This window comes from Gilliamella sp. B14384G10 (genome assembly GCF_016101685.1).
Lineage (GTDB): Bacteria > Pseudomonadota > Gammaproteobacteria > Enterobacterales > Orbaceae > Gilliamella > Gilliamella apis_A.
Map to the genome: position 1 here is coordinate 517305 of NZ_JACFQA010000001.1, position 22121 is coordinate 539425.

19 protein-coding genes, 1 tRNA gene and 1 pseudogene are annotated in these 22121 nt (G+C 33.1%); 7 read left to right on the forward strand and 14 right to left on the reverse strand.

The features are described 5' to 3' along the window. The first annotated feature begins 3 nt into the window (after positions 1–3). The gene (gene pnuC / locus H3T54_RS02415) at positions 4–708 is read left to right on the forward strand and encodes a nicotinamide riboside transporter PnuC (protein WP_110447413.1); all 705 of its coding nucleotides are present in this window, start codon (positions 4–6) and stop codon (positions 706–708) included. A 71-nt stretch (positions 709–779) separates the two neighbouring features. Here pnuC and H3T54_RS02420 read toward each other — a convergent pair whose 3' ends face one another. The 6 genes from H3T54_RS02420 to H3T54_RS02445 are packed head-to-tail and all read right to left on the reverse strand — an operon-like array spanning position 780 to position 4283. Continuing rightward, positions 780–1406 carry a protein-L-isoaspartate(D-aspartate) O-methyltransferase gene (locus H3T54_RS02420; protein WP_198220727.1) on the reverse strand — a complete coding sequence of 209 codons (627 nt, stop codon included), beginning with the start codon at positions 1404–1406 and terminating at the stop codon, positions 780–782. Between the two features lie 5 nt (positions 1407–1411). Next, positions 1412–2434 (reverse strand): tRNA pseudouridine(13) synthase TruD, encoded by a 1023-nt coding sequence (gene truD, locus H3T54_RS02425; RefSeq protein ID WP_198220729.1) that lies wholly within the window; start codon positions 2432–2434, stop codon positions 1412–1414. A gap of 26 nt (positions 2435–2460) precedes the next feature. Next, complete coding sequence (gene ispF, locus H3T54_RS02430) at positions 2461–2934, reverse strand: 2-C-methyl-D-erythritol 2,4-cyclodiphosphate synthase (protein WP_198220731.1); 474 nt, start codon at positions 2932–2934, stop codon at positions 2461–2463. Positions 2935–2946: 12 nt separating this feature from the next. Beyond that, positions 2947–3642: a 2-C-methyl-D-erythritol 4-phosphate cytidylyltransferase gene (gene ispD / locus H3T54_RS02435; RefSeq protein WP_198220733.1), complete on the reverse strand. Its 696-nt coding sequence runs from the start codon at positions 3640–3642 to the stop codon at positions 2947–2949. 11 nt (positions 3643–3653) lie between these two features. Beyond that, entirely contained in the window at positions 3654–3944 is a 291-nt protein-coding gene (gene ftsB / locus H3T54_RS02440; protein WP_198200554.1) for a cell division protein FtsB, read from the reverse strand. Between the two features lie 21 nt (positions 3945–3965). After that, positions 3966–4283 (reverse strand): TusE/DsrC/DsvC family sulfur relay protein, encoded by a 318-nt coding sequence (locus tag H3T54_RS02445; RefSeq protein WP_034902173.1) that lies wholly within the window; start codon positions 4281–4283, stop codon positions 3966–3968. A gap of 193 nt (positions 4284–4476) precedes the next feature. Here H3T54_RS02445 and H3T54_RS02450 point away from each other — a divergent pair. Both H3T54_RS02450 and H3T54_RS02455 read left to right on the forward strand, forming a co-directional pair. After that, positions 4477–4564, forward strand: a tRNA-Ser gene (locus tag H3T54_RS02450). Positions 4565–4820: 256 nt separating this feature from the next. Further along, a complete protein-coding gene (locus H3T54_RS02455) occupies positions 4821–5102 on the forward strand; it encodes an Arm DNA-binding domain-containing protein (protein ID WP_198220735.1) in 282 nt (93 codons plus the stop codon). Between the two features lie 80 nt (positions 5103–5182). Here the strand turns inward: H3T54_RS02455 and H3T54_RS02460 are convergent, their stop codons facing one another. Beyond that, positions 5183–5953: an MBL fold metallo-hydrolase gene (locus H3T54_RS02460; protein ID WP_198220737.1), complete on the reverse strand. Its 771-nt coding sequence runs from the start codon at positions 5951–5953 to the stop codon at positions 5183–5185. Positions 5954–5956: 3 nt separating this feature from the next. Further along, positions 5957–6373, reverse strand: coding sequence for a hypothetical protein (locus H3T54_RS02465; protein WP_198220739.1), 417 nt, complete (start codon positions 6371–6373; stop codon positions 5957–5959). A 646-nt stretch (positions 6374–7019) separates the two neighbouring features. Here H3T54_RS02465 and H3T54_RS02470 point away from each other — a divergent pair. The 3 genes from H3T54_RS02470 (at position 7020) to H3T54_RS02480 (ending at position 11398) form a co-directional block, all read left to right on the forward strand. Next, positions 7020–8207 carry an efflux RND transporter periplasmic adaptor subunit gene (locus H3T54_RS02470; RefSeq protein ID WP_198220741.1) on the forward strand — a complete coding sequence of 396 codons (1188 nt, stop codon included), beginning with the start codon at positions 7020–7022 and terminating at the stop codon, positions 8205–8207. An 8-nt stretch (positions 8208–8215) separates the two neighbouring features. Then, complete coding sequence (locus tag H3T54_RS02475; RefSeq protein ID WP_198200573.1) at positions 8216–9745, forward strand: DHA2 family efflux MFS transporter permease subunit; 1530 nt, start codon at positions 8216–8218, stop codon at positions 9743–9745. Positions 9746–10579: 834 nt separating this feature from the next. After that, a complete protein-coding gene (locus tag H3T54_RS02480; protein WP_198220743.1) occupies positions 10580–11398 on the forward strand; it encodes a helix-turn-helix domain-containing protein in 819 nt (272 codons plus the stop codon). Between the two features lie 28 nt (positions 11399–11426). On the opposite strand, the pseudogene H3T54_RS12035 reads toward H3T54_RS02480, so the two are convergent. The 4 genes and pseudogenes from H3T54_RS12035 to H3T54_RS02495 all read right to left on the reverse strand — a co-directional run. Then, positions 11427–11588, reverse strand: a pseudogene (locus H3T54_RS12035) (KilA-N domain-containing protein); the annotation flags it as partial. A gap of 564 nt (positions 11589–12152) precedes the next feature. Then, entirely contained in the window at positions 12153–15548 is a 3396-nt protein-coding gene (locus tag H3T54_RS02485; protein WP_198220745.1) for a hypothetical protein, read from the reverse strand. Next, positions 15538–16395, reverse strand: a complete 858-nt coding sequence (locus H3T54_RS02490; protein WP_198220747.1) for an SWIM zinc finger family protein — start codon at positions 16393–16395, stop codon at positions 15538–15540. The genes H3T54_RS02485 and H3T54_RS02490 overlap by 11 nt, the downstream gene beginning before the upstream one ends. Before the next feature lie 342 nt (positions 16396–16737). Further along, positions 16738–16893 (reverse strand): hypothetical protein, encoded by a 156-nt coding sequence (locus H3T54_RS02495; protein ID WP_198220749.1) that lies wholly within the window; start codon positions 16891–16893, stop codon positions 16738–16740. A gap of 332 nt (positions 16894–17225) precedes the next feature. Here H3T54_RS02495 and H3T54_RS02500 point away from each other — a divergent pair, with 332 nt between their 5' ends. Continuing rightward, the gene (locus H3T54_RS02500; protein WP_110447333.1) at positions 17226–17813 is read left to right on the forward strand and encodes a hypothetical protein; all 588 of its coding nucleotides are present in this window, start codon (positions 17226–17228) and stop codon (positions 17811–17813) included. A 144-nt stretch (positions 17814–17957) separates the two neighbouring features. Here the strand turns inward: H3T54_RS02500 and H3T54_RS02505 are convergent, their stop codons facing one another. Together H3T54_RS02505 and fhuB are read right to left on the reverse strand one after the other, a co-directional pair. Beyond that, complete coding sequence (locus H3T54_RS02505; RefSeq protein WP_198220751.1) at positions 17958–19994, reverse strand: TonB-dependent siderophore receptor; 2037 nt, start codon at positions 19992–19994, stop codon at positions 17958–17960. A gap of 153 nt (positions 19995–20147) precedes the next feature. After that, positions 20148–22121: a Fe(3+)-hydroxamate ABC transporter permease FhuB gene (fhuB, locus tag H3T54_RS02510; RefSeq protein ID WP_198220753.1), complete on the reverse strand. Its 1974-nt coding sequence runs from the start codon at positions 22119–22121 to the stop codon at positions 20148–20150.

The window sequence follows — 22121 nt, forward strand, 5'->3', positions numbered from 1 at the left end:
ATTATGAATAAATTAAGCCATTTTGCCATAGCTATTGGCCGCAATAAATTTTATCCATTGTTTTGTATTATCTGTGTCACCGGAGCATATATATATACGGATCCAATTAATGATTTCAATTTACGCTATGCAGTATCATACGCTGGTGCATTTTTAGGATTGTTATGTGTGATCTTATTAGCAAAACGAAAAAATTTAGGTAATGTGCTTGGTATGCTAGCGGTAATTGCTGAATGTTGTGCAAATTTCCTTGGTGGCAATATTGGGGCGGGTTTGCCAACGTTTTACTATTTTGGCTCACATATTTATGGCATATTAACTTGGCAAAAAAATCTAGATAATAATAAAAGCGTTAAAGTTCGTACTTTAAATGAAAATGCCTTTTTATATGCGTTAATATTCCTCATTGCGGCTGCTTTTTTCAATATTTATTTAACTAATGAAATCGGCGCAATAAATACCTCCTACCAACTTATTACTAACTGCTTTATATTCGGTCTGGGCGTAGTTGCTCAACTTTTATTAATGATGAGATATGCTTTCAATTGGTATTTATGGGTCTTATTAAATGTATTAGTTATTAGTTTAAATATTTATACTGACAATATTGTTATCGCAACCCAGTATTTAATTTATCTGTTTAATGCAATATACGGTATTTGTGAGTGGAAACTTTCCGAACAAAATGAAAAAGAGAAGAAAAATTAATTTTTAATAAATGAAAGAGAATAGTTAAATTGAAAAAGAAGCAAATAATCAAATTATTTGCTTCTTTTTCATTATTCTATATCGCCATCTACAAGCGGTACGAATTTCACTTCACTTATATTCTTGGTAATAAAATTATCACCATCGCGTTCAATTAATTGTAACGTTTGCTGATTTTTACCTACAGGTAATACTAACCGCCCTTTATCAGCTAGTTGTGTCAGCAGACTCGAAGGCACTTCCGTTGCCGCTGCAGTTACAATTATACCATCAAATGGCCCTCGTTCTGGCCAACCTTGCCAACCATTGCCATGACGAGTTGAAATATTATGGATATCTAGTAATTTTAATCTTCGTTTGGTATTCCATTGTAAACTTTTAATTCTTTCTACTGAACAAACATGATTTACTAACTTGGCTAAAACTGCCGTTTGATATCCTGAACCAGTACCGATTTCAAGTACCTTTGCATTAGGCGTTAAGTTTAATAACTCCGTCATTTTAGCAACAATATAAGGTTGAGAAATAGTTTGACCACTACCAATAGGTAACGAGCAATCATCATAAGCTTGATGTGAAAGCGCTTCATCAACGAACTTTTCACGTGGTATTGAAGCTATAGCTTCTAAAACACGATCATCTTTTATGCCCTGCTGGCGTAATAAGTCAATCAACCGCTGCCTTTTTAAACTTTGCATTTTAGTTACTCATTTTCAATAATCAATTCACGTAATACACTTGTTGCATAACAACCTGAAGGTAAATAAAAACTGATGTCTAAGTTATTTTCATCTCGCCATTGCCACTCTAGTTGCTCAGGGCGCAACAATATTGAGCGTCGCATAGTTTCAACGCGTTCCTTTCTAAATAACTCAGTAAAACAAAACCAATTTTCCAAACAACTTTGTTCAAATGTTAAAGCAATAGATTCAGTACCTAATCCTGAATCTCCCACCAAAGGAGCGGTAATATTAATCTCACCATTTTGTAAACGTTGCTGTAAAAGTGATAATTCCTCAGTTTTAGACAAAAACCAACTATTACTTTTTGATAATTGTAATATATCCCCATCAATAACTGTTTGCTGAATCTGGCGTTGAATCCTTTGACTGACTATATCATTAAAAATAGCACTTCGTGCCGCAGAAAGATAAAAGCTTCTTTTTTTACGGTCTTTAACTGAAATTTCACCATTGGCCCACTTTATTGCTTGATTAATATTATTTTGCTCACGTCCAAATCGTTGTTCCCCAAAATAATTAGGAACACCATGCTGTTTAATTAAGTCTAATTTTGATTCGACTTCTTGTTTATCAGTCAAATTTCTTAAAACAATTTTAAATCGGTTACCTTTTAAAGCCCCTATTTTCAATTTTTTATTATGCCGAGTAACCTGCAATATTTGACAGCCAGTTAAATCAAATTGTGAAAAATCTGGAGTATCTTGGCCAGGCATATGTAGACTAAACCATTGTTGGGTGACTGCTTGGCGATCTTTAAGGCCTGCATAACTGACATTTTTCGCTGAAATGCCAACATATTTAGCTAACTGTTCAGCCACAAAGACCGTATTACAATCTTTCTTTTCGAGATACACTAAAACATGTTCACCTTCACCAGTTAAATCAAAACCTAGTTCTTCGATAACAATAAAATCTTCATATTGTTGCTTATATAAACCATAGCTTGTTGGTTTACCATAAAAATAATTGAGTTGTGCTAACACGTAATCGCCTATTGTCTAATTTGTCTCTATTTCTTTGCTAATAACACTACGGCTTCACAAGCTATACCTTCTTTACGGCCAGTAAAACCCAATTGTTCAGTCGTCGTTGCTTTAACACTAATCTGATCAAAATGTACTTGCAAATCTTCAGCAATATTAACCCGCATTTGATCTACATGAGGTCTCATTTTCGGTTCTTGTGCAATAATGGTCGTATCTAAATTAATTAATTTATAACCTTTAGATTGGATAATACCATACACTTCTTTCAATAATAATCGGCTATCTATACCTTTGTATTTAGGATCTGTATCTGGAAATAATTTACCAATGTCACCTAAGGCCAATGCACCAATTAATGCATCAGTAATAGCATGTAAAACCACATCACCATCAGAATGAGCAACAAGACCAAACTGATAAGGGATTTTCACTCCAGCTAATATAATTGGTCCTTCACCACCAAATTTATGGACATCAAACCCATGACCGATTCGCATAATCTACCTATATTAATTTTGATTAGTTAAATAAAATGATGCTAAGTTTAAATCTTCTGGTCGAGTAATTTTTATATTATCTCGACGACATTCCACCAATAATGGATGACCACCACAATACTCTATAGCCGATGCTTCATCAGTAATTGCAATGTTATTTTTTAATGCTTTATTTAAACATGTTTTAAGTTCACCAGCATTAAATAATTGCGGCGTAGCAGCGCCCCATAAATAAGTTCGATCAATAGAGTGATCAATAACAGTTTGATTATCTCTATAAGCTTGTTTTATCGTATCACTTAGTGGTGTTGCTAATATTCCACCCTTATTTTCTTGTAATACTCGATTAATTAATTTTGTAATATCTTCATGAGTCACACATGGCCTTGCGGCATCATGAACTAAGGCCCATTGGTTATCATTGACTAAATTCAAACCTGCTAATACAGAATCAGCTCGAGTTTCACCGCCATAGGCCATTTTAACATTGTCTTGCGAAGCGAGCTCAAGTGTATTAAAAAACTTATCTTCAGGACTGATAACCACCACTACACAGGAAATATTGGGATGAGTTAACAATTTTTGTATAGTATGTTCCAATATTGTCATTGGACCAATTTTTAGATATTGTTTAGGTAATTGGCTTTTCATGCGACAACCCACTCCTGCCGCAGGAACGATTGCGATAATATCACTATTATTTGTCACGTAATACCTTATTATTTTGCTTTAGAATCAATAATTATTCGATAAAAATACTCATTGGCTTTAACCATACCTAAATGGCTACGCGCTCTTTCTTCAATCGCTTCATAGCCTTTCTGCAAATCGTCAACTTCCGCAAACATCTGTTCGTTACGTGCTTTCAACATATCATTCTCTCGATGCAGATTCTGTAATATTTGCACATTTTCTTGATAATCATAAATGTTATTCTTCCCATACCACAATGAGTACTGTAAATAACCCAGCACTAGTAGTAATAAAAATGGAATTTTCCACCTAATCATGAGTTTAATTTATCTCTTAACTTAAATACATTTAACAGGTTTTGGTAAGCCTGCTAGTTTAGTTGCTTGTTTAGCTGGACCATCAGGAAATAACTTATATAAATAGCGACTATTGCCCTTTTCTGGACCAAATTTTTTTTCCATTGCTTTAACCAATGCACGAATTGCTGGTGAAGTTTTATATTCTAAGTAAAAATCACGAACAAATAAAATCACTTCCCAGTGAGCATCAGTTAACTCTATAGATTCTAAAGTAGCTAATTCAGGTACTAAATCAACAGTCCAATCCTGCCAATTTTTTAAATACCCTTTATCATCAGTGTCTATTTGATTTAACATTTTTCAAAACATAACTTAATATTTGCTGCGTATTATACTCGATTAATAAGATTGCAACACTAGTTTTGGCGAGTAAACAATCTAGTTTTGCTGAATTTCGCCCGAATTTGGCGAAAATTAAAGCAGTCGATAAAAAATATTAAATTTACTATTTACAAACAAGTCCGTCTCCTTTAATATTCACAGCCATTGCGGAAGTGTGGCTGAGCGGTTGAAAGCACCGGTCTTGAAAACCGGCGAGGGGCGACCCTCCCAGAGTTCGAATCTCTGCGCTTCCGCCATTTATTTTTATGGCAGAATCCACTGCAATGTAATAGAATCCACTAGAATCTTGGTAGTCATGAGGTTACGTGGATTTTTTTATTTCCACTTTTTCATTAATCTTATGCTCATCCAGAGTAAATCATTTCAATCCACGCTTAGAACTTGTACCAAAACGTCCACATAAAAATACTGGACCGTTTTGTATTTTTTATTAAATGCGCCTATCTCGTTCTACATAATTCAACACATTAAAAAAATGTTGGGGGATTATTCATGGCAAGGCTAATTGAAAAACTGACAGCTTTATCTGTGAAAAAAATAAATACAGCTGATTGTTATAGTGATGAAGGTGGACTTTGGCTTTGCGTTAGTCATGCGGGAGCCAAATCTTGGATATTTCGTGTTAATTTAAAAAAGAGCGCATTGAATCAGACTTGGCGCTACACATACTGTTTCTTTGTCAGAAGTAAGAGAAGAAGCGCGCAACTGTCGAAAGTTGTTAAGAGAAAAAAACAGTTGAAGAAAACAAGGATGGTTATATTTATTTGGACGTAAAGTGATTGGTCGACAAACAAGCCATCACATATTTAAAGTGTTTAACATAACCGCACTATCATTAAGACAAAAAATATAGATTATATAAACTCTAATATATCACCAGTAGACATTTTTTTTGAATTTAATATTTTTTCTGCAATTTTACCTGTACAATGACATGTATAAAAATTAGTCGTATTTGTTTTTTTTAAAATTCTAAGCACGAATGGTAATTTTAATACAGAAAGCCCATTAAAATGTAATCCACCAACTATTGCATAAACTCTTTTATCCTCAGTTATTCTGATAGCTTTATTTATATGTTTCTTCAAACCAGCATGATTGCATCCGGTAATAATGACTAATCCCTTTTCTGAACAATAAACTAAACTAGAATCATCATTAATATAGTCTAACCTTATTTTATTATCAGTTTTAATAATTCCTGTGGGTAATTTGCATCCACCAACATCACCAAGAAATACCATTTTTTTTGTTAACCAAATAGCTTCTGTTGTTAACTTTATATCAAATTTTGTTTTCAATTTTTCCAAGGATAACCTGCCATCCGATCGAATTTTTAGTGGATTGATGGCATATCTTTTTTCTAATGCATCAGGATGTGCTATTAGCGTTATTTTTTCTAATGCATCCTGATTTATATTTACATGTTTTATTCCACCAGAATGATCATAATGACCGTGTGATAAAACTATATAAGTTATGTTATTTAGAGTTAAATTTTCACTCCATTCAGATCCACAATCCATTAGAATTTTTGTATTATCATCTTCAATATAAAAACTAACACCTTTATTGGGGCTTAATTTGAAGCCTCTAATATCATTAATTAATAATTTTATTTTCATATACTACTCAAAACATGATTTTCCAAAAAAAACTAACAAGCATGGTAAATTGAGATTTCCAAAGAAAGAAGTAGCAGCTCCATACCCATTTAATACATTATCCAATGAACAAAGAGGGAAAACTCCAATATGAGATATATAATTATCAAAAATTTTATTTGATATCACTAAATATCTTATTGCTCTACATGTTGCTGCATTTCCTGTTGCACATGTAGGCTTATTATTTTTAATAACCAGAAAATTCTCCCCACCGACTTCCATAAAAACGTCTTGGTTTGATTGTCTGAAAGCAGGATTGGATGTTATTTTGCTTTTTATATCTCTTTTAAATCTATCGGCCATATTTTTTTCACTAACATAGAATGATTTTATATCTACTTTAGAATCTTTTTTTATTTTTCTTATTAATTTATTCACATATATAGGCATAACGTAAGGCGATACAGCTTGTTTTCTATAGTGATTAGAGCCATCAATTTCTTCTCCGTCACTTTTTCCATGTAAAAATCATGTATTTCCATTTCTAATATAAGAACAGTGATATTTTTTTAGTCAGAAATGATGATAAACACAGTTCAGCTTGCCCAGCACCAATGATTACACTGTCGTAAGTCATGAATTTTATCCTCTAATAGATATATGTTGGGTGAGCGTGTATCAATTCAAAGGTTATTTAATTGAATAAACTAGCTATATTAGATCTCTCATTCTTTTTTTTAAATGAAAATAATTGTCAAGGAATAAATAACTATTTGAAATATAAAGAGTTAAATAAATCAATAATTTTATTTTATAAAATGAAGTCAGCTTATTTGTTCAAGACAATATTAGTCACCCATTTATATAATGTCGTTAACTTTTCACAATCTAATAACCAAACAAGAGATGGAGTAACATAATAAAAAATAATATGGAAGTGGCTATGTCTGTGAATTTTTTACTCGGTTGTGAGGGTAATTATATTACGGGTCAAACTCTAGTTATTGATGGTGGAATGTCTGCTTAATGAAACAGTATTTTGTGATGCTGTTCATAGAAGCAATGATTAAAATAAAAGATGTAAATGGAGTGTACGATGGAAAACAACACCGATGACCGACAATTCAATGGTTTAACACGATATAAAAAATTGATTATTTTATCTGTTATTTTCCTTGTTTCAGGGATAGGATATTTCATTTTTTGGTACATGTTTTCTCGGTTTACAGAATCTACAGATAATGCGTATGTTATGGGAAATCAAATTCCAATTCATACTCAAATAAGCGGAGGAATCTCCTCCATTTACGTTGATGATAATGACTTTGTAAGAAAAAAAGATGTTATCGCTCAATTAGAATCAATTGATGCTGAAAATAATTTTAGTTATGCAAAAAATGAATTAGCCAAGGTAATAAGAGAAATTCAACAGATCAAACTGACAACTGAAAAATTGTCAGCAAGTATTCAATTAAAGCAAGCGACATTAGATAAATTAGAAAAAGATTTAGCTCGGAGAGAAGGCCTTTGGTCTCGTAATGCTATTTCAAAAGAAGAAATAGAGCATGCTAGGCAAGATGTATTAATTGCGTTAAATGACTTAAAAATTTCCAAGCAAGAGTTAGAAATTAATAATGCCCTATTAATGCAGAATTCATTATTAGAACAGCCACGTATTCAACAAGCTATTTCTAAACTAAAGGAAGCTTGGCTTAACTTAAAACGAGTAACAATTGTTTCCCCTGTCACTGGATATGTTTCGAGGCGCCAAGTCCAAGTTGGAACACAGGTTAATAGAGGAGAACGATTATTAGTTATTGTTCCTTTGGATCAAGTTTGGGTAGAAGCTAACTTTAAAGAAGTTCAACTAAAACACATTCGATTAGGACAAAAAGTTAAGTTAACTAGTGATTTTTATGGAGATGATATTAAATTCGACGGGGTGATTACAGGAATTGCTATGGGAACGGGAAGTGCATTTTCGTTATTACCAGCACAAAATGCAACAGGAAATTGGATTAAAGTAGTTCAGCGTTTACCTGTTCGTATTGAATTGAATAAAGAGCAAATTAAGGAATATCCATTACGGGTAGGGTTATCTATGTATGTAACAGTGGATACCAGTGATGTAAGTGGAAAATTACTTACTGATATTTCACCTCAAGAAATTAAATATCAAACAGATGTACTTGCTTACGACTTAGATGAATTCGAGCAACTAGTACGAGAAATTATGCAAAATAACTTAATTTTAGAGAGTAATATTCAGTGAATCATAAAATGTCACCATTATATCTATCAGGTGCAAAATTAATTGGGCTTATTGTTGCATTGGCAACAGTGGCCTTCTTACAAATTTTAGATTTAACAATTGCCAATGTAGCTCTCTCTACTATTGCTGGAAACCTAGGAACATCAAGTAGTCAAGCAACATGGGTAATTACATCATTTGCCGTATCCAATGCCATTTCAATTCCTTTATCTGGATGGCTAGCTAAGTACTTTGGGGAAGTTAAATTATTTTTGTTTTCAATTTTGTTGTTTGTATTTGCTTCTTGGTTATGTGGTGTGTCCAACAGCCTTGAAATGTTAATTATTTCACGAGTACTACAAGGTGCGGTTTCTGGACCAATTATTCCTCTTTCTCAAAGCTTATTATTAGCTAACTCTCCAGATTCCAAAAAAAATATGTCTTTAGCAATATGGTCGATGACTATTATTATTGCTCCCGTCTGCGGACCTATTTTGGGTGGATGGATAAGTGACAATTTATTTTGGGGCTGGATTTTTTTACTAAATGTGCCAATTGGTCTAATAGCATGGATAAGTATTAGAATATTATTAAAAGGACGAGAAACAGAAATAAGTAAATCTCGAATAGATACTATCGGGCTTGCTTTATTAATATTTGGTGTTGGTAGTTTACAGCTTATTTTAGATAGAGGAAAAGAACTGGATTGGTTTAATTCATCTGAAATTATTATTTTATCTGTGATAGCGTTAGTAACACTTTCTTTTTTTGTTCTTTGGGAAATGACATCGAATCATCCTATTGTTGATCTATCTTTATTTAGATCAAGAAATTTTACAGTAGGGACGATTTGCATAAGTTTGGCATTTTTGCTACATATAGGAACATTAGTTATGCAACCACAGCTATTACAACGAGTTTTTGGTTATACTGCAACGTGGGCTGGATTAGCATTGTCTCCCATCGGTTTAGTTCCTATCGTTCTTGCTCCAATTGTCGGCCGTTTGGTTCCTTATTTAGATATGAGGAAGCTTGTGACTTTTGGTTTCATTGTTTTTGCTTTGTGCTTTTTTTGGAGAGCTTACTCGTTTGAGCCTAATATGGATTTTTCGAGTTCAGCATGGCCCCAATTCTTTCAAGGATTTGCGATAGCTTGCTTTGTTATGCCTTTGAATATAATAATTTTAACTGATATACCTTCTCACAAGTTAGCGGCAGCAGGAAGTTTATTTAATTTTTTTAGAACATTATCTACTTCCATTGGTACTTCTTTAACAAATTCATTATGGGAACATCGCGAAGCAATTCATCACAACCAACTAACTGATCTAATGAATCAAAATATACAAACGCTAGAATACACTTATCAGCAGTTTCAGTTGCAAGGTTTTTCTGAAACTCAAGCTTCGGCAAAACTAGCACAAAATATTACTAATCAGGGGCTGGTAATCGCAACCAACGAAATTTTTTGGCTATATGGAATTATTTTTATACTATTAATCATAGTTGTTTGGTTTGCAAAATCAACCATTACATCAAAGAATGAAATAGAAAAATAGTTGGTTAGATAAGTACGTAAGTCATAACAAGATTATGATATTTTGAAAAATAAAAATGAACTTCAAAAACTTTATTGATCGGATTACCTACATGTAATGTACATGTTTTTTTTCTTTGTTTATACCTATGCAAAAAATATTTTCATATGAAAGTGTAATACCAGTTGAGCTAAACGCCTTATATAAACTCTCTTGGGCTGAAAATACTAAAGTAATGTAATGTGTTATGTCCATTATCATGTCACTGGGAGTAGGCATTTTAAGATCGTTTGACTTAAATCAATTGTTTTTTGAGTGGACATTATTTTTTCTATATCAACGCCTATGCTTTAAACCTCATTTGAGTGTTTTATTGTAACCGCAGTTACAAAATTATTAGAGTGAGATATTGAACCAGCTATGTTTTTAGGTCATAAAATGGCTCCGTTGGAACTTTTTAGTCTCCAGTAATATTCTCCCTCACGCAATAAGTTTTCTAATGCCATAGCAGAAAACACTCTACCAGCTAAGAACTCTATTTTTCTCCTTACTGGAATGTATTGAATATCTTTTTTTAATTTTAATGGTAAATCATCAAAATTATTAATATTAAAATTATCTACTGAAAATGGCTAAAAGATAGCGAAATATTTTGAGATCCTATAATAAAGTTCTTGGTGATAGGTTTAAAATAGCCAAAAATACGTTTGTATTGTTCTTGATTAACTTTATATATGATGTGTGTTATCCTTTAGTTAGTTTTAGTTAATCGAATTACGTATATATAGTCTTTACATATGGTTTATGTTACTGTTTTTGATGGCAAGGATGTTTATTTAGCAAGGATAAAATATCATGTTAGACAATGATCTGTTAGTTAAAGTGCACCGACAAAATTTATCTACATTGCTTTTTATAAACAATATCACGACGGATTGGCATCGTCACCCTTCTCTTCAATTGACAATATCATTGCACAATATGTCTTTTGAGCTAGAAACACCAGATGAAAAAAAAGAGGTGTTTGGTTTTATTATTCAATCAAATGTTCCTCATAAACTGAGCGCACCAGATGTCTGTTGTATTAATTTGCTTATTGACCCAGAAAATCCCTATTATCACTTATTATCGCATTTTACTGAAACTAATCCTGTTTATTTTCTAACTAAAGAAGAAGCATTAAAAATTGCCAGTTATTTTATGAAATCTGTTACGATTAGCCAACCATTTGATCTTTATCACGTCTATAAGTTATTACGTGAGTCAGATCCTAATTGTTCATGTGATCAAGATAACCGCATTAATAAAGCAGTCTCTATTATTTCATCATTACCCATAAAGCAAATTTCATCGAGGGAAATCGCCGAAAAAATACACCTTTCTGAAAGTCGCTTTCTTCATCTTTTTCGTTCTGAGTTGGGTATTAATTTCAGGGGTTATCTATTGTGGAAAAGATTACAGGATGTAATTGATACACTCGACTCCTCTACAACACTGACAAAATTAGCCAATGATATGGGATTTTCTGATTCGGCTCATTTTAGCAGAACATGTTTATCTAGTTTGGGGCTGAGACCATCACAACTGAAACGAGCTTTAATAATTGATAATAAAGACACTATATGCGGAAAACATTACTGTTTGTACAGCGTATTTCAGGCATTACATACCTAAAATACAATGTATTATCGTTTATATACTACTAACTGAATATAAGATTCTTCATTTCAGAAATATTGACCAAAGATTGCATTTGATTAATCGCAATACCATTGAGCTGTATCAAGAGTTCGCAAGCACTTATACCTTGATGAATTAAGACTGAGTTAATACTTTCCAAATTAGATAAAATGACTAATTGCTCTTTTGAATCATTATGTAAACAATTAACAATGCATCCGAATATGGAAAAAATACACTTGATAAATATTGAAGATAGTATGTTACATTTTCATATTGAGTACAAAACTAGAGGAACACCTATTCCTCATACACATCGTTATTATGATAAAAAATTAAATTTAATCAATATACGTTTAACCGAGAATATAACTATATAAAAAATATATATTTGCAAGTATTCTATCTGGAATTTTTTGGTAAAGAAATAACTGATTTCAGGATAAGTCATTTTTATTGAAGTGTTAGTTATCTTTCTTCCCTGTAGTATCACTCCATCATTTATATGTAAAAATAATTGAGGAGTGTATACCATCATATTAATATTTTGGGATTAATAAAGCACTCTCGTTTGGGTGACTATGGATAAAGGGGTTAGCTATGCTTAAGGCTCATTCTAACTAAAAAACTATTGCCTAAATAGACATACTACTACAAAAGTATAACATCCTATTTAGGCATTAAAGTTCATGATGCACTAGAAATAACAAAATAAATATACATTTAATAGTACTGTAACAGTCTTTGATTAAAGGTTAATATTTAAATCTTCTTGCAACTGTTTTGCTTTCGCAACTGCTGCTGACTTTAATTTAGATGAAGCTATTGTATGTAGACCTTCCCATTTAGCATCTTTGTTTGTTATGTAACCACGCAATGCAGCTTCTTTCAAATAAGCAGCATACTGTAACGATATATCTAAAATACGATTTGTCCAGACTGGTATTTTTTCCCCTCGACTAACAAGATTACCAACAAAACGAACACATTCAATTAAAATAGGCCAAAGTAGCGGTAAAAATTTAATTTCTTTTTCTAATGACCTAATAAGTTTTGCAGGACTTACAATGGGATTTTTTAAAAATAGTAAAATTGCTCTACGAACAGTTCCGTCATTAATACGACCCGTTAAAACATAATTTTCAGCAAAATAGGCACCCTCGCCATCTTGAGCAAGAAGCCCAATAACAACCATTAATAAAGTATTCGATAATGCGGGTATTTCTGTACTAGATAATGGTTCATATTTATTACTTAGCCAATTTAGAAATAATGAAACATTTGATAATGCTGGTATTTTTGTACTAGACAATGGGCCATCTTCATTTTTTAACCAATTTCGATATTTGCTGACCAGTAAGGCTTTTTTATCATTATCCCAATGCAAATAAACACTTTTTTGGCTATCCGTTGTAAATTTAGGGTGTTCTATGGGGGCTGGATATGCTTGACATTGCCCTTCTTCTAAATCAAAAAACCAATTTGTTTTTACTATATGAAAAACTCGGTCATTAATATCTGGTAGTTTCAATGTAAAAATGAAAGCGGAATTAGATTTGCTTTGCTCAAATAAATCAATTGAGATAATAGCGCCATCATCAAGTACCGGAATGTTTTTTTCTTTTTTAGGCCAAATTTTATCAAAATCAGTTACATTAACTTCATTAGATTTTTTTGATTTAACAGACTTAATGTCTGGTAATTGAGTAATAATATATTTTGCTACATTGATTACCCGTGAACTGCCTGTTTTTTCAGCTAAAGTTCTCAAACCTAAAAGATCCAGTTGATTTGGCGACGCAAGTCCATTGGTAACTGCAAACTGAACTTCGGGTAAAAATTCTGCTATAGCATTTACAATTTCATCAGTTCCCACTCGTAATCTCGGCGCTTTTAAAGAGGCTAAAATTAATTCGTCTAAAATTGGCCATACAACTGATAAAAGCCCTTGCTGAGCAATATTTGACAGCGTTGCAACTAAGCTAACTAATTTAGAAGGAGTGCTATTTATCCAGTCTAGTAAGAAAACATCAGCAATTCCTGGTATAAGCAAACCTCTTTCCCATGCCTCATTCACGGCTAAGGCTATATCAGCTATAGCACGGGGTGATGCTGAACGCTGTGCAGCGAGAATATTCATTGCAACACCAGCAGTAAACGGTATTTGCCGTTTTGCAATTTGCCTAAAAATGAGGCCTTTGGCATGCTCCATTTCATTGAATGAGGAAACACTCAGTCGTATAGCCGCATCACCCCAGAGCGGAAACACAGAAAATGCACTAGTAGTCAAATCACGTAAAGAATCAAACCGTTTAGGAAAGTATTGTAATGATGGAGTGGTTGGAATTTTTATATCCCCAAAATATTCCTCATTATAATCTAATAAAACTTCTTTTACAGGGCAATCAAGATAAGCTAAAACTATGTCACCAGCGTTAACAGGCATTTTTTTACCTGATTGTAAAATGACATCAACCTTTAACGTTTTTAATAAGTTTAAATTTTTACTACTTTGTGTTTTGGTATCCAAACGAGTTAAAGCTAAAAATATATCTGCTTCAAGTGCATGAATATTATTTTTCTGATATTTTTCTAGCCGTTTACAAAGATCATCAACTGTAATTGAAAGATCACTCTTACTGGGAGTTGATAAAATACAAGGTAATTGATCTAAATTTTTACAAACTACATAATTACGAGCATGCAATACTTCATGTACCATATCTTTCTGATCAGCGCCCCAATAGCCTTCAGGTTCGATTCCTTTCACCCAACAAGCAATTAAATAAAATAGCACATCAAAAGATATTGTTTTCAATCCAGCCAAACTTGTTTTAGCCGATTGAGGATCGGTATAAGCGATCTTATTTGCAACAGCTAAAAATCTTTCAGCAACAGTATCACAAACAAACTCTCTTCGATTAACTAGTTCACTGGCAAGCTCTGTTAGTGCTTGAGGTGTAACTTCTCCCCAATCAAATTGAGGACATATCCATAAAGATGGTGTTTTTTGCCAAAGATGTTTAATGTCCTGTGTATGACTTTCTTCAATTTGTGCATAATTGAGTTGCCAATGGTTAGCCAATTGACGAGCTAACTTTGCAATAGATTTATCTTTATCATCACACCATATCGCCAGCCATGGTGTGAGTTGCGCTACATCATTAGGGGCTACTCTTGTCATTGCTGTTTTCAAAACTAACTGTTTTGTTGATTTAACCTTTGCTGAAAATGAGGCTATCATTACCTCATTTAAAAGTTCATCATCAACATTCTCAATCAATATAGGAGCAATTTTTGCAATTACACTTGATTCACCTTTGGCAAGTAAAGGAATCAAAATTGCTGCTCTTTCATGTAACGTTGTAGTACTTATCCCCAACTCATCTATAGCACTAACCCAAACCTTTCTATCCCCAGGTCGAATAGCATTATCTAACGCAAAAAAGATAAACTCTATTGCATCGTGTTTTGAGAGCCAACCTTGTTTAACACCTTCGATAAATACAGAAAAGAATGGTCCGGTTGCAGGTACATTGACGGCAATCGCTATTTTAATATGCTCAGAAAACCTGCGTTTTATTTGTTCTTGTGTTGGTAACTCTTGTGTCGATACTGCTCTAGAATAGTCTTCAGCAGGTAATCCCATGGACAAAGCAGCATAAACGGCCCAATCTTTCATATATTCGTAGCTTTCAGGAATAGCTAAATTTAACTGATCAACAAGTTGAACTGCAATATCACCAAATACACTTGAAGAGTGTTCAAATACTCTTCTTCTGGATACGCAAGCTTTGCTGATAAAGTTAGTCGCATACTTTTCACCCTTATCCTTAATAATAGGCAGTAATAATGGCCTATCAGCAAAATAAGCAAACTCTAGAGCACGGGTGATAGAAACTCCAATCCTAATAGCATACAATGTAATATGTTTGAGATTGCATTCAATATATCCTTCATTGGTGTAAGTACTGTTCGCTTCTCTTTTAATAAGACGCTCCCAGTCTCCATTTTTTAGACCATTCAGCGCAATTTTTTGTTGTTCTTTTGTTCCTAGTGGTTGCTGTAATATGGTATCTATAGTTACTTTTTCCCATCCCAAAGAGTTAAAAATAGCGACGGCTTCTTCAAGCTTAGAGTTCATAAATACCTTCCTTGATTTGTACAGCTAAAACGTGCTTACAGGGGCCTTTTTTCTGTTGATTTTTAAGATACCAACTACATGTACATTGAGGATTGCAATTCAATTGATTTGTTGGAATAGACACTCGATAACTATCATCTGTAGAATTGACTATCCATGTCATCTCATCAATTTTTTCGATCCGATCAACTAATTTATACGCACCAATAAGCCGTGGGTTATCTTTTAAAACTCGGTTCGGATCTTCTGGTAACTCGCGATGAAAATAAGAACCTTCATATGCATCAAACCCAAGTTTTCCACAAACGGCAAGATAAGCAAGTGCCCGCTCAATGCGATAATCCTCTAATGCTGAAGCATTTGACAATTGTTCTTTATTAATAAGCGCATCAAACTGTAAAAGATCATTCACTATTTTTGAATCTTTTTGTTCTGCTGATGAAACTAAAGAGGTTAACAATGCTCCTTCACCAGAATATCCTTGCCATGCTTCAGCTGTTAAGCTGAGTGTTAAACGAGCGCCCAAAAGGCTTACTTCAATCATGCATGGCCCCTGCTCGTTATTTTGCAAACAGTAAAAGGTTAAACTTATAATATTAGTTATTAGACGTTTAAGTGCATTAAGACGATGCAAGCCAGATATATAAACACTATGCGTATCGCTTCTAGGCATTAATTTAATACCTGAACGCGATAGTACAAGCCAACCAGATTGATTTTTACTCGTTACATTAGGTAGAGTACTCACAAACATTTGTGCTTGAGGTCCTTTTATTGTAAAAACTGGCTTCATGTTTTTATGGATTTCAGCGATATTGCCTAAAGCTCTTATCCACCGATTAGGCATTTGAACAGGCCGTTGTAAAATGATTTTATCTAACCCTTTGAGATGATTGCCTTTATCCTCTATATGCCGTGTTAGTAACCCTTGATCACCTATATTTAAATGAAGTCTGTCTTTACTATTAACCTTAGCAAGAGCTTGTCTTAAACCAATACCAATATCAACATTAGTAGTACCTCGATAAATCTCTCCATCAAGGCCTTCTCTTAATAAATCTAAACGTGCATATACCCCATTACAGGCAGAAAAACACTCTGCTCTTACACGATCGCCTTGCGCTGAAAGTACCGGATCTTTTTGAAACTCAGGCTTATACTGGAAATAGTTCGTAGAAGTAATGTCTGCTCATACAAGAAATCCTCTTGCAATAATTTGAGGGTAAAGAGCAAAACCAGAAAAAAATACCGGATGATTAACAATACCTGTTGGCGTCAATGCAGGAGAAAGCGCTAAAGCTAGTGCTCCATCAGTAAAATTTGATTGCTGAAAAAAAGCTCGCACGTTTTTTCCTAAATAAAAAAATTAAAACAAATACTACATATTATATCTGTTACGATTATATTGTTTATTAATAATTAGTTTATCAAAAAACACCAAAAAAGTGAGTTTTTTTAAAGGGAAACATTGCTTTTAGCATTTATTTATTAGAAGATTATTTATGTTCGGTTTTTTATGAAAAATATCTGTTTTTTACTCTTATCTGTCCATTTTGTTGGCAATATTGAGCGCCAAACATTTCTACAATAACCAAATTGAAATGCAATAAACGGCGATCTTTACTGAAATGCATATTTAGATAATTTGTTGCATATAAAAATATAGGAATATGACACATGAAAGAACTATTAAAACAAATCACTATATTATCTTTGTTGTTTGCTGCTCCATTATTTGCCACCCCAAATACTGAAAATATATCCATATTTAAAAAACAGAAAGAAGTTTTAAATGATGGAATAGAATATTTAACTTACTCAGCAGATATTGATGATGGTCGCTTTGTATTTATTATTAATAATTATTCTGATAAAAACGATTATTCCAGAGAAGCGGTCGCAAGATATATCATCGGTAACAATATTTATCGTGTAGTTTCGGTTGAGTTTTGTGTTGATGAATCAGATCTATGTGGTGAGTTATTTACATTGTTAACTACGGTAGAAAAATTTGCTGATACTTTTTATCGAGGTGAAGAGCCTACAGATTACATTTGGAAGATCACTTACGTTAAAAACGATAAATTAGTCACTATTGAAGAATTTGCTACAATACCTAAAGTAGGTGATTTGAATGATTTTGTTGGTAAAATTCCTTCAGATGAAGAGGAAGATATGGACTCTTCTATAAAGTATAATGAACAAGATATTAATTATAAACCATACATTCTAGACTGGAGTTATGGACCTAAAGTCAAACCATAATATAGAAAGCTAATTTCATTTTAAACTGTTCAAATATAAACCAACAAGGATGAACTTTCTAACTGTCTTATTTTAATGATACCTTTTTAAATAGTATAAAAAATGCAAACAATTGTTTGCATTTTATTAGTTTAAAGTTGATAGCTACCATTTATAGCTAAGCGTTCCAACCACACTGCGTTCCGCACCGTAATAACACCAATAACTACAACCTGATATATATTTTTTGTCGGTTAAGTTAGTTGCATTAACTTGTACTGACCATGATTTATTAAACTGATATTTAACCATTGCATCCCATAAGGTATAACTAGGTACACTTTCATTTGGATAATAGACTTCATCAACAGTTTTACCAATATAACGAAGCCCTGATCCAACAGTTAACCCATCAAACTGACCATCAAATTTATAATTTACCCAAGCTGAAGCAGCATGTTTTGGAATTAATGAACTACGTGTTGTCAATGAAGCTGTTTGATCTGTTTTAGCATGAGTGTAAGTATAAGCAAAATCCATATCTATACTTTTAGTAATATCAGCCTTTATTTGCAACTCTACACCTTTACTGCGTGTTTCTAATGTTTGTGATGCTTGCCCTGTCCCATTAGAAACAAATGAATTCTGAGATTTAATATCAAAATAGGCCAGAGTGAATGTACCATTAAACCAATCAGGCTCATACTTCCCCCCTACTTCCCACTGTTTTGCTTCATAAGGTCGATACATTGTTTTGTTGACACTATCATAACCATACACTGGCAAAAATGATTCTGAATAATTTATATAAGGTGCGATATTACTATCAAAAATATACATTAAACCTGCATTGTAGGCATTGTGGTTATAATCACGATTAAAATCAGAACCACTCCAGTATCCATCATTTTTTATTTTGCTATGACGCATACCTTGATTGAAAATCAGTTTATTATCAAAAGTCAGTTGATTTTGTACATATGCACCTAATTCTTGTGCTTTTAATTTAAAAGGCGAATAACTACCTGTAATATTTGAATGGGTTAATCTTGGTTTAAAACGATTCACTGTACTAGCGCTGCCACTAAAATTATTTCCACTCATATTGGTATTTAAATAATCAATGCCAATTAATAATGTGTCTCGCCAATTTCCATATTCAAAATCTTTAGAAAGGCGATTATCAATTGTATGAGTATTGTTAATACCTATTTGAGAATATGCAAAACGTGAATAATTTTTTCCATCAACTGTTGGTGTAAAATCCATACCATAAACACCTGATAAATCTAAATCTTGATGAGCATATTTATAGTTTTGTGTAAAAACAAATCCATTATTAAATTGATGTCTAAATTCATAACCGACTGTTTCTGATTTACGATTAAAATTATCAAAATCTTTATCACCATAATAAGTATCCCTTGCTACTTTCCCATATTTAGAATGAAATAGCGTGCCATAAGCAGGGAAAAATCCATTTTCAGGAATGCCAAAATCACGTTGAAAACTTGATAATAAAGTTAAAGAAGTTAGTTCATTTATGTCCCATGTTAAACTCGGCGCAAAATAATAATGCTTTAATCCAGTTTTAGTTTGTTGTCCATTTTCATCTCGATAGGCACCCACTACTCGATATCGTATATCATCAGTTAATATGCCACTATAATCTCCATTTATTCCTACTTGTGCATGTGTTCCATAAAACACATTAACTTCACCAGCCGGAGTATTTTTGGGGCGTTTGGTTATCATATTGACAGTACCGCCAGGTTTAGATGAACCATATAGTTGAGAACTTGCGCCCTTTAATATTTCTATTTTTTCCAGTCCGAAAATTTCAGGTGTTGAACCAAAATAACTATAAGTAAATTGAGGCATACCGTCTAAAGTAAAAGAAGCATCTAACCCTCTAATTTTCAACCAATTTGTTCGGCCATCATGACCATATGAACTATTCAATACGCCAGAAGTATAAGATAGTGCTTCGTCAACTTTTTTATAGTCTTTATCTTTAATCTGCTTTTCATCAATAGAATCTGTTGATTGCGTATCATAAAATTTGACCGTGCCTGTTTTAGCCATTGAACCAACAACTTCCATTGTATCGGTTGTTTCAGCATATGCGATGATAGGTAAAACAGATAATATAGAACAAGCTAAAATGCGATTTTTAGGTTTAAAATGAGTTGAATAACTCATAGTTTTCTCCTTTTTGGTGATGAACTGAGTTCATATAGTTGATCATTGAACTCCTCAATAATGCCATCAGTATGCTCAAAATATTGTTATCATGACTAATAGCAAAAATAGTATGACCATATGGTTTAAAAGTTTGCAAAAAAGCCGACATTATCAAGAACGCCTTATTAGATAGATAAAGCAAGACCCACCAATCAGTGATGCCATAACTCCTGTCGGAATTTCATAAGGAAACATAATATTACGACCTAACCAATCAGCAGCGATCATTAATATGCTTCCAATTAGCGATGACATGAGTAATTGGTTACGGATGAAATGAAAACCAATAATCCGAGTCATTAATGGCGCAAGTAGACCAATGAAACTAAGTGGTCCAATTTGTAATGTGGCTAAAGTAATTAAAATGGTCGAAACGACAATTAATAAAAAACGGACAATATTGCTATTCATTCCTAATGCATTACTCATATTTTCTGGCAATTCCAACAAGCTTATTGACCGTGAAAATATTAATAATATAAATAAAATGAATAATGCTACTAAAAATATCACCACACTACTTAGTAGCCCACTACTGTATGTTGATCCCGATAACCATATTAATAAATATTGAATACGCGGATCGCCAGTAACTAAAAATAATTGAATCAGAGCCGTTAAAAAAGCGGCAAAAGCTATTCCCGTTAAAACCACTTTTTCAGGTTGGAATTTATTTTTAATATTAATTGCAATAATAAATAAAAAGGTCAGTAGAGCACCCAATAATCCCGGCAACCAAAGTTGCATGATGTCAGACCCCATCGTCATAACTGTGACAATAATAGCAATAGCTGCACCTGAGCTAATACCTAACAAATCAGGGCTAGCCAGAGAATTATGGGTCATGCATTGCAGTAAAACGCCACACGTGCTTAACATGATTCCAGCCGAAATGGCGGTGATAATTCTTGGTAATTTAATGTTTATAAGAGAATGATTCCAACCAGTCGATATAAAACCGTATTGTGTATTACTGATTGTTAAACTAAACCATAATAATATTAAGATTATTAATATCGCTAATATCCAGTGTCCCCTTGTTTTTATAGGCGTTAATAAATCACATCGAGTTAAAGAGTTATTACTTGATATACTAATTGTTGTAGGTAACGCTTTGAAAATTAAATAAAGTAATAAAGGTGTTCCAATAAATGCACTGACTGTGCCGACAGGCAAATAAAAAGAACAATAGAACTGGATAATAACTAAAAGACAATCTGTTAATAATAAAATTAATCCTGCTGTTGTATATGAAAAGAGAAGCTTGTGCCAGGCTTTAGTTAACTGCAATTGATTAATCATGGTAGCTGCGGCTAGGCCTATAAATCCAATCATCCCGACTAAACTTAGTGTTGTAGCACATAAATAAGCGACAAACAAAATACAGACAACACGGAGCACCACTACCGGTACACCTAAACTTTTTGCTTGAGTTTCACCTAATTGCATAACTTCAAATGCGCGCAATAATAAAATCAGGATGGAAAATGCAATCAAAGAGACAATAACTATCTGTTTGACATCATGCCAACTATCTTGAATTAATGAGCCAGCTTGCCAAGCAAAAATATTTTTAGCCGCTTCAGGATGGAATATAACTAATGCTGTGGCTAATGCTCCCAAATATAAATTTAATATCAAACCTGACAGTAGCATCCTGATTGGTAAAAATTGATTACGATAAGACATCATAAACACAAGCAGTAAACTGGCAAGTCCACCAAAGAATGCAATCATTGCACTACTTAACCAAAGTAATAATGATGGTATAAATAGATGAGTGCCCAGTAGGGCAATATAAGCGCCGCTACTTACAGCTAACGTTGAATCAGAGGCTAAGGGATTATAAGTAACTTGCTGTAGAATGATGGTACTAATACCTAATGCCCCTCCAACCAATAAAGCCATAGTAAAGCGAGGTAACCAGTTATCGACAAGAATTATACGTTTTAATACACTTACTTGAATTAAATCAACTTGCAAAAAAGGCTGATGTAACTCATGCACAATAATCCAAACGATTGCTATCAGTGCAAGTAAAAAAAGAGATAAATTAATTAAGATGATTTTCTTCAATGCCGACAT

Excerpts from the sequence above, each read along its gene's own strand:
- pnuC (WP_110447413.1), top strand. The coding sequence starts at position 4 with ATGAATAAATTAAGCCATTTTGCCATAGCTATTGGCCGCAATAAATTT.
- H3T54_RS02420 (WP_198220727.1), bottom strand. The coding sequence starts at position 1,406 with ATGCAAAGTTTAAAAAGGCAGCGGTTGATTGACTTATTACGCCAGCAG.
- ispF (WP_198220731.1), bottom strand. The coding sequence starts at position 2,934 with ATGCGAATCGGTCATGGGTTTGATGTCCATAAATTTGGTGGTGAAGGA.
- ftsB (WP_198200554.1), bottom strand. The coding sequence starts at position 3,944 with ATGATTAGGTGGAAAATTCCATTTTTATTACTACTAGTGCTGGGTTAT.
- H3T54_RS02445 (WP_034902173.1), bottom strand. The coding sequence starts at position 4,283 with ATGTTAAATCAAATAGACACTGATGATAAAGGGTATTTAAAAAATTGG.
- H3T54_RS02455 (WP_198220735.1), top strand. The coding sequence starts at position 4,821 with ATGGCAAGGCTAATTGAAAAACTGACAGCTTTATCTGTGAAAAAAATA.
- H3T54_RS02460 (WP_198220737.1), bottom strand. The coding sequence starts at position 5,953 with ATGAAAATAAAATTATTAATTAATGATATTAGAGGCTTCAAATTAAGC.
- H3T54_RS02470 (WP_198220741.1), top strand. The coding sequence starts at position 7,020 with ATGGAGTGTACGATGGAAAACAACACCGATGACCGACAATTCAATGGT.
- H3T54_RS02475 (WP_198200573.1), top strand. The coding sequence starts at position 8,216 with ATGTCACCATTATATCTATCAGGTGCAAAATTAATTGGGCTTATTGTT.
- H3T54_RS02480 (WP_198220743.1), top strand. The coding sequence starts at position 10,580 with ATGTTAGACAATGATCTGTTAGTTAAAGTGCACCGACAAAATTTATCT.
- H3T54_RS02485 (WP_198220745.1), bottom strand. The coding sequence starts at position 15,548 with ATGAACTCTAAGCTTGAAGAAGCCGTCGCTATTTTTAACTCTTTGGGA.
- H3T54_RS02490 (WP_198220747.1), bottom strand. The coding sequence starts at position 16,395 with ATGCCTAATCGGTGGATAAGAGCTTTAGGCAATATCGCTGAAATCCAT.
- H3T54_RS02500 (WP_110447333.1), top strand. The coding sequence starts at position 17,226 with ATGAAAGAACTATTAAAACAAATCACTATATTATCTTTGTTGTTTGCT.
- H3T54_RS02505 (WP_198220751.1), bottom strand. The coding sequence starts at position 19,994 with ATGAGTTATTCAACTCATTTTAAACCTAAAAATCGCATTTTAGCTTGT.
- fhuB (WP_198220753.1), bottom strand. The coding sequence starts at position 22,121 with ATGTCGGCATTGAAGAAAATCATCTTAATTAATTTATCTCTTTTTTTA.